This window comes from Clavibacter sp. MX14-G9D, assembly GCF_032917815.1.
Classification (GTDB): domain Bacteria; phylum Actinomycetota; class Actinomycetes; order Actinomycetales; family Microbacteriaceae; genus Clavibacter; species Clavibacter michiganensis_K.
The window spans coordinates 1-3,452 of the sequence record NZ_JAVCVL010000258.1; the positions used below are offsets into that span (position 1 = coordinate 1).

Here is a 3,452-nt window from a genome sequence, read left to right on the forward strand (position 1 = left end):
GCGCACCGTCGCGGGCCGCGCGCTTGCGCTGCGCGTTGGCGCCCTGCGAGCGTCCGCCGCCGTTGGCGCGGCCGCCCTGCGACTGGCGCTGGGTGGCCTCGCGCACCGACTTCGTCTCGCGCGGCGCGGGCTTCACGTACGCCGCGACGGCGCCCGTCAGCTCGGCCACGGCGGGCGAGGGCTCGGTGACCTGCTGCGGGGTGACGTGGATGTCGGCCTTGCGCATGAGGAGCTGCACGTCCTTGCGCTGCGCCGGCAGCATGATCGTGACGACGTCGCCCGCGGACCCCGCGCGCGCCGTGCGGCCCGAGCGGTGCAGGTACGCCTTGTGCTCGGCCGGCGGGTCGACGTGGATCACGAGCTCGATGTCGTCGACGTGCACGCCGCGCGCCGCGACGTCGGTGGCCACGAGGACCTTGACGTCGCCCGCGGCGAACGCGGCGAGGTTGCGGTCGCGGGCGACCTGCGAGAGGTTGCCGTGCAGGTCCACCGACGGGATGCCCGCGTCGGTGAGCTGCTTCGCGAGCTTCTTGGCGTGGTGCTTGGTGCGCATGAAGAGGATGCGGCGGCCGGTGCCGCCCGCGAGCTTCTGCACGAGGAGGCGCTTGGCCTCCACGTCGGACGCCTCGAAGACGTGGTGCGTCATGGCGGCGACGGGCGAGTTCGCCTCGTCCACGGAGTGCAGCACCTGGTCGTGCAGGTAGCGGCGGACGAGCTTGTCCACGCCGTTGTCGAGCGTGGCGGAGAACAGCATGCGCTGGCCGGTGTTCGGGGTCTTGTCGAGGATCCGCGTGACGACGGGCAGGAAGCCCAGGTCGGCCATGTGGTCGGCCTCGTCGAGGACCGTGATCTCCACGGCGTCGAGGTTCACGAAGCCCTGCTTCATGAGGTCCTCGAGGCGGCCGGGGCAGGCCACGACCACGTCGACGCCGGCCTTGAGGGCCGCGACCTGGCGCTGCTGCGAGACGCCGCCGAAGATCGTGGTGGTCGTCAGGTCGTACGCCTCGGCCAGCGGCGCCATGGCGGCCGTGATCTGCGTGGCGAGCTCGCGGGTCGGCGCGAGGATGAGGCCGAGCGGGCGGCCCGGGCGGCGACGGCCGCCGGCGAGCCCGCCGCCGAGGCGGGCGATCATCGGGATGGCGAACGCCAGCGTCTTGCCGGAGCCCGTCTTCCCGCGGCCGAGCACGTCGCGGCCGTTCAGGGTGTCGGGGAGGGTGTCGACCTGGATGGGGAACGGCGTGGTGATGCCGTTCGCCGTGAGGGCCGAGACGAGGGGAGCGGGCACGCCGAGCGCGCCGAAGGTGTCAGTGGACATGCGGGGGAGTTGCCTTCCAGGCAGGGGTCCGCCCCGGCGTGCGGGTCAGCCGGTGGGCGGACACGCACGGAAGCGGAGGATGGCGAAGGCGCCGATGGGCGCATCCGTTCGCCAAAAGAAAGATGTCACCCGCACCCGTCGGCCGGTGTCGGCGATCTGATCGGGGCGAGGAGGGAACGCGTTCTCTCGACGCAGGGAGCACGATGATGTGCTCGCAAGTACCCCCAGCCTAGCGTCAGTCCTGGGAGAACGCCATCTCGCCCACGGGCACCTCGAAGTCGAGGACGTTCCCGGGCGGCGCCAGCGGGCAGGCCCAGGCCGGGTCGTAGGCGCACGACGGGTTGTACGCGAAGTTCAGGTCGACGACGATCGCGCCGGGCGCGGCGGAACCGAGGTCCGCCCCCTTCACGGTGTCGAGCAGGTAGCGGCCGCCCCCGTAGGTGCCGCCCTCGCGCCGGTGCGACGCGTCCTTCACGGGCAGGTGCAGGCCGCCGCCGTAGCTCGCGAGGCGCCATACGTCGAGGCTCCCGCCGTCACGGCCGTCGGCCGCCGGCAGGTGCACGGAGCCGAGCAGCTCGAACGGCACGACGCCGTCCGTGCCGGTCTCGACCTCGTGGCGCTCGTCGCCCCGGTCGTCGTGGACCTCCAGCTCGAACCGCCAGGCCGGGTCGTAGGCGGCCACGTCGAGCCGCTCGAAGTCGGCGCGGTGCTCGGGCAGGAGCGGCGTCGCGGGGTGGCTGCGGAACATGTCGTCGCGCGTGCGGCGCCAGAGCGCGTGGGCGCCGGCGGGATCCGTCTGCGCGACCCAGCGCACCTCCGCGTACATCTCGTGCGTGCGGCGGCGCCAGTCGGCGACGTGGAGGGCGGTGGCGGCGGAGGGCATGGGGCCACCGTACGCGGACGGGCGGTCCGCCTCGGATCCGGGGGCGCGGGACGTCAGCCCGCGGACACGTCCGCGGCGGGGGAGGCGTCGCCGTCGGGCCCGGCCTCGGGCTCCCAGTCGTACGCCCACGTGGGCGCGAGCTGTCGCAGGCGGAACGCGCGCCACTGCCAGAACGCCCAGAAGGTGGGCCACATCGCGGGGCCGAGGAGGCCCGCCTCGAACTCGAGCTGGTCGCGGAAGAGCGTCTTGAGGCGGCCGTCGGCGTCGGGGCCGGCGGGATCCGCGGAGACGGCCATGCTGTGCCGCATGCTCGTGGGGATCGCCATGAGGCCGGAGAGCCCGTGCCCGTCGTCCCGCACGATGCGGACGCCCTCGACGCGCGGCTTCATGTCGCGCAGCCGGATGCTCTGACGTCCCGCGGTGACCGGGCCCGCCTGCATGGCGGCGACGTGCTCGCGGCCGTCCCAGCTGGAGGGGAACCCGCCGTCCTCGAGGGGGACGAAGTCGACGAGCGGGCCCGCGACCTCCCGCATGACGGTCGGCGAGTGGAGCGCGCGCCAGGCGGCGTCGGGATCGCAGTCGAGGATGGTCTTCAGCAGCACGCGCATGACCCCAGTGTGCTCCGCGCGGCTGGGCGTGCCCGACGGCCGGCCGCCGTGGGACAGGATGGGACGGACATGATCAGGTACTGGGTGGGCGTCGTCTCGCGCGACCGCGTGCTCGACGGCCTGGACCTCGGCATCGCGCAGGTCAACCGCGGGGCGCGCGAGCCCGTCGAGCGGCTCGGCGAGGCCGACGGCTTCGTCTACTACTCGCCGCGCGAGTCCTACCCGGACGGGCAGCTCCTCCGCTCCTTCACCGCCATCGGCCGCGTCGCCGACGCCGCCCCGTACCAGGGCCGCGTGGGCGAGTGGCGCCCGTGGCGGCGGCGGATGGACTGGGACCTCGGCGCGGTCGACGCCCCCATCCGCCCGCTCGTCCCCGTGCTCGACTTCACGCGCGACGCCCTCGAGTGGGGCCGGAAGCTCGCGCCCGGGCTCCTCGAGATCTCCCGCGACGACTTCAAGGTGATCCGCCAGGCCATGCGCCGCGGGGCGCCCGAGCCGTCCCGCCGCGTCATCCGCGGAGGTGCGGGCCCGTGGACGCCCGTAGCATCGGATCGTGACCTCCTCCGCTGACGCCGCGCACCCCGACCCGTCGACGCAGGCCCGCTACCAGGTCCGGCTCGACGGCGGCGTGGCCGGCGCCCGCCCC

Annotated in this window: 4 protein-coding genes; 1 reads left to right on the forward strand and 3 read right to left on the reverse strand. The window is 74.2% G+C overall.

Going from position 1 to position 3,452, the window contains the following annotated elements:
* The 3 genes from Q6969_RS14260 to Q6969_RS14270 all read right to left on the reverse strand — a co-directional run.
* A partial coding sequence (locus Q6969_RS14260; protein WP_317231033.1) for a DEAD/DEAH box helicase occupies positions 1–1,315 on the reverse strand: 1,315 nt, incomplete at its 3' end.
* Positions 1,316–1,550: 235 nt separating this feature from the next.
* Positions 1,551–2,198 carry a DUF1684 domain-containing protein gene (locus Q6969_RS14265; protein ID WP_317231034.1) on the reverse strand — a complete coding sequence of 216 codons (648 nt, stop codon included), beginning with the start codon at positions 2,196–2,198 and terminating at the stop codon, positions 1,551–1,553.
* Positions 2,199–2,251: 53 nt separating this feature from the next.
* Complete coding sequence (locus Q6969_RS14270) at positions 2,252–2,806, reverse strand: hypothetical protein (RefSeq protein ID WP_317231035.1); 555 nt, start codon at positions 2,804–2,806, stop codon at positions 2,252–2,254.
* A gap of 69 nt (positions 2,807–2,875) precedes the next feature.
* Here Q6969_RS14270 and Q6969_RS14275 point away from each other — a divergent pair, with 69 nt between their 5' ends.
* The gene (locus Q6969_RS14275; RefSeq protein WP_317231036.1) at positions 2,876–3,376 is read left to right on the forward strand and encodes an EVE domain-containing protein; all 501 of its coding nucleotides are present in this window, start codon (positions 2,876–2,878) and stop codon (positions 3,374–3,376) included.
* The last annotated feature ends 76 nt before the right edge of the window (positions 3,377–3,452 follow it).